This is a genomic window from Methylobacterium segetis, assembly GCF_004348265.1.
GTDB lineage: Bacteria > Pseudomonadota > Alphaproteobacteria > Rhizobiales > Beijerinckiaceae > Methylobacterium > Methylobacterium segetis.
The window spans coordinates 1-4,950 of sequence record NZ_SMNT01000186.1; the positions used below are offsets into that span (position 1 = coordinate 1).

The 4,950-nt window shown below is 72.9% G+C and carries 8 protein-coding genes; 2 read left to right on the forward strand and 6 right to left on the reverse strand.

Annotation, left to right across the window (positions count from 1 at the left end):
• The coding region (locus E1J50_RS25645) for a hypothetical protein (RefSeq protein WP_132257047.1) at positions 1-322 on the reverse strand (322 nt) is incomplete at its 3' end.
• 99 nt (positions 323-421) lie between these two features.
• Between E1J50_RS25645 and E1J50_RS25650 the strand changes: the two genes are divergently transcribed.
• Positions 422-1,423 carry a LysR family transcriptional regulator gene (locus E1J50_RS25650; RefSeq protein WP_132257049.1) on the forward strand — a complete coding sequence of 334 codons (1,002 nt, stop codon included), beginning with the start codon at positions 422-424 and terminating at the stop codon, positions 1,421-1,423.
• A 12-nt stretch (positions 1,424-1,435) separates the two neighbouring features.
• Here the strand turns inward: E1J50_RS25650 and E1J50_RS25655 are convergent, their stop codons facing one another.
• The gene (locus E1J50_RS25655; RefSeq protein ID WP_425374969.1) at positions 1,436-1,792 is read right to left on the reverse strand and encodes a DUF167 family protein; all 357 of its coding nucleotides are present in this window, start codon (positions 1,790-1,792) and stop codon (positions 1,436-1,438) included.
• Between the two features lie 46 nt (positions 1,793-1,838).
• Here E1J50_RS25655 and E1J50_RS25660 point away from each other — a divergent pair, with 46 nt between their 5' ends.
• Positions 1,839-3,239 (forward strand): cytochrome P450, encoded by a 1,401-nt coding sequence (locus E1J50_RS25660; RefSeq protein ID WP_132257051.1) that lies wholly within the window; start codon positions 1,839-1,841, stop codon positions 3,237-3,239.
• Positions 3,240-3,249: 10 nt separating this feature from the next.
• Here E1J50_RS25660 and E1J50_RS25665 read toward each other — a convergent pair whose 3' ends face one another.
• From E1J50_RS25665 to minD, 4 genes are all read right to left on the reverse strand, one after another.
• Positions 3,250-3,546, reverse strand: coding sequence for a helix-turn-helix domain-containing protein (locus tag E1J50_RS25665; protein WP_132257053.1), 297 nt, complete (start codon positions 3,544-3,546; stop codon positions 3,250-3,252).
• A gap of 121 nt (positions 3,547-3,667) precedes the next feature.
• Complete coding sequence (locus tag E1J50_RS25670; RefSeq protein ID WP_245516762.1) at positions 3,668-3,958, reverse strand: type II toxin-antitoxin system RelE/ParE family toxin; 291 nt, start codon at positions 3,956-3,958, stop codon at positions 3,668-3,670.
• A 72-nt stretch (positions 3,959-4,030) separates the two neighbouring features.
• Complete coding sequence (gene minE, locus E1J50_RS25675) at positions 4,031-4,336, reverse strand: cell division topological specificity factor MinE (protein ID WP_132257055.1); 306 nt, start codon at positions 4,334-4,336, stop codon at positions 4,031-4,033.
• Positions 4,333-4,950, reverse strand: a 618-nt coding sequence (gene minD, locus E1J50_RS25680) for a septum site-determining protein MinD (protein ID WP_132256574.1), incomplete at its 5' end; no start/stop codon positions are given. The genes minE and minD, both read right to left, overlap by 4 nt.

A 4,950-nucleotide genomic window follows, 5' to 3' on the forward strand; every position in this document is an offset into this window, starting at 1 on the left:
CCCGGGCGGGCACCACCGTGACGGCCTCGCCCTTGCGGGCGATCTCGACGGCGTCCGCCGCCTGGCCAAGGCCGCGGGGCGCCGAGAGCGTCACCCGCTGGCCCTCGGCGAGCACCGTCTCGAAACGGACGGCCGGAGCCGCCGCGCGGGGCGCCAGGGTGACGACGACCCGGTAGCCCTCGGATTCCGGCGTGTAGTAGGCGACGCCCGCGAGCGTGCCGAGATCGACGCTCTGCGCCCGGGCGGGCTTCAGGCCCTCGGCATTCGCCGTGCCGGCAGCGAGGAGGGCGGCGGCGGCGAGAATCATGGTCTGGATGGTCATGGTCTGCGTGTCTTTCTGCTGTGCAAGGTGTCCATCGCCCTTGCCTGTGAGGCGAATATGCTTTGCACTGCAGCATGGATCAAACCGATTGGATCGGTAATGACTATTGATCACGTCGATCTCGCCAGCGTCGATCTCAACCTCCTCGTGGCCCTCGACGCCCTCCTCGCCGAGCGCAGCGTCACCCGCGCCGCGGCCCGGATCGGGCTCGGGCAATCGGCCATGAGCAGCGCGCTCGGGCGGCTTCGCGCGCTGTTCGACGACGAGCTTCTCACCCGCGCGCCCGAGGGCATGCGCCCGACGCCGCGGGCGATGGCGCTGGCCGAGCCCGTGCGCACGGCGCTCCGCCAGATCCAGGCGCTGGTCCGCCGCGACGACAGCTTCGACCCCGCCACCGTCGAGCGCGTCTTCACGATCAGCCTGCCGGACAGCGTCGAGGTCCTGCTCGGCCCCCGCCTGCTCGCGCATCTGCGGGCCGAGGCGCCGGGGGTGCGGCTCCTGCTGCGCACGATCGACCGCGCCCGCATCCTCGCCGAGCTCGACGCGGATCAGGTCGATCTCGGCATCGGCCTGTTCACGGAGGGGCAGGCGCACCACAAGATGCGGCTCCTGCACCGGGACCGCTACGTCTGCCTGTTCAACCCGGCCCGCGTCGGGCTCGAGGCGCCGATCTCGCTTCAGGATTACGTGCGCTTCCCGCACATCCTGACGAGCCTGCGCGGGACCGCGCACGGGGTGGTCGACGACGCGCTGGCCAGGATCGGCCTCAGCCGGACGATCGCCGTGACGACGCCGAGCTTCGTCGCCGTCCCCTTCCTCGTGCGCGACGCGCCGGTCATCGCCACGATGCACGCGCGGGTGGCGCATTTCTTCGCCGGGACCCTGGGCCTCAGCGTCAGCCCGGCGCCGGTGGCGCTCGACGACGTGGCGATCGCGATGCTCTGGCACGCCTCCTACGACGCCGACCCGGCCCATGCCTGGCTGCGCCGGACCCTGCTGCGGCTGGCCTCCGAGGTCGAGAACTCCGATCCGAGCGGGCGGGACGGCGCGATCGGCCTCGGATCGGCAATCGACGGGGCCGGCCGGCCGGGCGGGGCGTAGGCGCCCGGCGCTCTACCGGCGGTCGAGGTCGGCCGCGAGCCGTTCGGCCAGGGCCGGCCCGTCGCCGGAGAGACGCAGGACCTTGAGGCGCGCGGTCTCGCCCGACAGGATCGCGATGTCGGAGCGGCGCATCCGCAGCCTCTTGGCGAGGAGGGCGACGAGGGCGGCGTTGGCCGCGCCCTCCAGCGGCGCTGCCGCGACGCGAATCTGGAGCACCGACCGGCCGTCGGCCCCGACGCCCACGCCATCGATGCCGTCGCGGCCGCCGCGGGGCGTCAGGCGCACGCCGAGCCGCAGCCCCTCGGCCTCGATGGTCCAGGGGCGGGTCGGGGCGGGCGCGGGCGGCATCGAGGCGTGTTTACACGCCACCCGGCCTCCGGCATCAAGCCGGAGGGCGCCCGGGGCGAGGACAGCCATGGATTCGGGTCAGACCATCCTCGACGTGCCGCGGCGGTTCCCGGATGGCCCGCGGCCCCGGCCGCCGGTGCCCGAGCCGCCGGCCCACGAACTCTCGCTGCCCGCCTATCTCGCCGCCCTGCGCCGGAACGCCCTCGCGGCGTGGCCGCAGCGCACCTACGACGAGCCGATCGTCCACCGCCGGCTCCTGGGGCGCCGCAGCTTCATCGTGAGCGACCCGGACGCGATCCGGCACGTCCTCATCGACAACCAAGCGGCCTATGCGCGCACGCGCGCCTCGGTGCGCATCCTGCGCCCCGTCCTCGGCGACGGTCTCCTGATCAGCGAGGGGGCGGCCTGGCGCCATCAGCGCCGCACGCTCGCCCCGGCCTTCACGCCGCGGGCGGTGGAGGACCTCGTGCCGCACATCGACGGCGCGGTCGACGCGGCCGCCACGCGGCTCGAGGCGGAGGCCGCGCGCGGACCCGTCGCGCTGTTCCCGGCGCTGCACGCGCTGGCCCTCGAGATCGCGGGCCGCACCATGTTCTCGGTCGGCATGGAGACGGACGGTGCGGCTCTCCGCTCCTTCGTGGCGGAATACGCCGAGCGGATGGGGCGGCCCCATCTCCTCGACATGCTGCTGCCGCTCTCCTGGCCGGGGCCCCTCGACCTCGCCCGGGCCCGGTTCCGGCGCCGCTGGATCCCGTTCCTCGACCGGATCATCGCCCGCCGGGCGGCCGACCCTGCGCCGCACGCCGCGCGCGACCTGCTCGATCTCCTCGTGACGGCCAGGGATCCGGAGACCGGACGGTCCTTCGACCAGGACCAGCTCCGCGATCAGGTCGCCACCATGATCCTGGCCGGGCACGAGACCACGGCCGCCGCGCTCCTCTGGGCGAGCTACCTGCTCGCGCTCGCACCCGACATCCAGGACGCGGTCGCCGCGGAAGCGCGCGAGGCCGGCAAGGGCCTCGGGAGCGGGTACGAGCGGAGGCTGCCGCTGACGCGCGCCGTCGTCGACGAGACCCTGCGCCTCTATCCGCCCGCCTTCGTCCTCGCCCGCGCCGCCCGCGCGGCGGACAGGCTCGGCGGGCACCGGATCGAGCCGGGCGACATCGTGATGATCTCGCCCTGGGTGCTGCACCGGCACCGGCGGCTCTGGCGCGACCCGGACATCTTCGATCCGGCGCGCTTCCTGCCGGGTGCGGCCCCGCCGCCGCGCTTCGCCTACCTGCCGTTCGGGGCAGGCCCGCGCGTCTGCATCGGCGCCCATTTCGCCCTGCTGGAGGCGACGCTCGCGCTCGCGCGCCTCGTCGGCCGCTTCCGCATCAGCCTGCCCGCGGGGGCGGCGATCCATCCGGCGGCGATCGTGACGACGCAGCCCGACGACCCGCCGGCCTTCACGCTGACGCCGCGGTGAGCCGGCCGGTTCAGCTCTCGACGAGCGCCCGCTGCACGACCTCCGGCTCCCGGCGGATCACCGTGAGGTAGGCGCGGGTCGAGCTGTCCGGGCTGGCGCGACCCTGCTCCAGATCCCTCAGCGTTCCGATCGGGAAGCCGAAACGGTGGGCGAACTCGGCCTGCGTCAAGCCAAGGCCGGTACGGATCGCGCGCACGTCGATCTTGGGGGGGACATGGACGCGGTAGGTCGCGGGGTCAGCCTCGCCTCGCGCTATCGCGAGCGCCTGCTCGGCGGATTCGATCAGACCTTTTCCGAATGCGGTCATGGGCCGCTCCTCCAGCGGTCTCGTCAGGGCTCAGCGCAACCGCGGATCCCGCGCCCGGCGCCTGCCCCCCTCACGATACGCCTCCGCCAGCGTGGCCAGCACCGCCCGCAGGGCGTTGCGGTCAGCCTGACTGAGATCCGCCCGCTGCCTCTTGCTGCCTCTTGGAGACGAGCCTCAGGAGGAACACCGGTACGTCCTCGGCCGCGTCGAACGTGATCACGCGGTCGCCGCCGGACTTGCCCTGGTTTCGGCCGGCCACCCGCAGCTTGCGTGCGCCGCCGGTTCCGACGATCGCGTCGCCGGCGTGTGGGTCGGCAGCGATGGTCGAGACGATCGCGGCAAGCTCCTCGTCCGTAACACCCGCCGCCTTCGCATCCGCGAGGAAGAGGGGCGTCTGGATGACGGTCTGCACCTCACACAAAGTACGGACTACCCGTACCAAGTTAAGCGGCAGCGCGCGACCCGTGTGGATGCCGCGGCCTGGTCAGGCCGCGGCGAGCTTGGTCTTGGCCGCCGACTCGATCAGGCCGGTCAGCTTGGCGGCCGCGGGCAGCGGCAGCTCGATGTCGACGCCCAGCGTCGAGACGCCCTCGCCGCGCTCCACCGTGATCGAGACCTTGTCACGCTCGACCGCGACATGCTTGGCGATGACGGCGAGGATCTCCTCGCGCAGCGTCACGACGAGGTCGGAACGCCCGTTGTCGGCCCGCTCGTGAGCGATGATGAGCTGCAGGCGCTCGCGGGCCACCGGCGCGGAGCCGCGCCGGGAGAAGAGGCTGAGTAGGCTCATGCCGCCCTCCGTGTGAAGATCTTGCCGAGGAAGGACTTGCGCTCGCTGGGCACGCTCATCGGCACGGTCTCGCCGTTCAGGCGGCGGACCGCGTCGGTGTAGGCGCGGGCCGGGGCCGAGAGCGGGTTGTTGAGGGTGACCGGGCAGCCGACGTTCGAGGCGCGCAGCACCTCCTCGCTCTCCGGGATGATGGCGAGCAGCGGGATCGAGAGGATCTCGAGCACGTCGTCCACCTTCAGCATGTCGCCGCGGTCGGCCCGGGTGGGGTCGTAGCGGGTCAGGATGAGGTGCTTGTCGATGGTCTCGCCCTTCTCGGCCTTGACCGTCTTCGAGTCGAGCAGGCCGATGATGCGGTCGGAGTCGCGCACCGAGGAGACCTCGGGGTTCGTCACCACCACGGCCACGTCCGCGTGGCGCATGGCCAGCGTCGCGCCGCGCTCGATGCCGGCGGGCGAGTCGCAGATCACCCAGTCGAACTTCTCGCGCAGCTCCTCCATGACCCGGGCGACGCCCGCGTCGGTGAGCGCGTCCTTGTCCCGGGTCTGGGAGGCCGGCAGCAGCGAGAGGCAGTCGAGCCGCTTGTCGCGGATCAGCGCCTGCGGCAGCTTGGCGTC

Bases quoted from the DNA above. Each gene is read 5' to 3' on its own strand.
- E1J50_RS25650 (WP_132257049.1), top strand. From the start codon at position 422: ATGACTATTGATCACGTCGATCTCGCCAGCGTCGATCTCAACCTCCTC.
- E1J50_RS25660 (WP_132257051.1), top strand. From the start codon at position 1,839: ATGGATTCGGGTCAGACCATCCTCGACGTGCCGCGGCGGTTCCCGGAT.
- E1J50_RS25665 (WP_132257053.1), bottom strand. From the start codon at position 3,546: ATGACCGCATTCGGAAAAGGTCTGATCGAATCCGCCGAGCAGGCGCTC.
- minE (WP_132257055.1), bottom strand. From the start codon at position 4,336: ATGAGCCTACTCAGCCTCTTCTCCCGGCGCGGCTCCGCGCCGGTGGCC.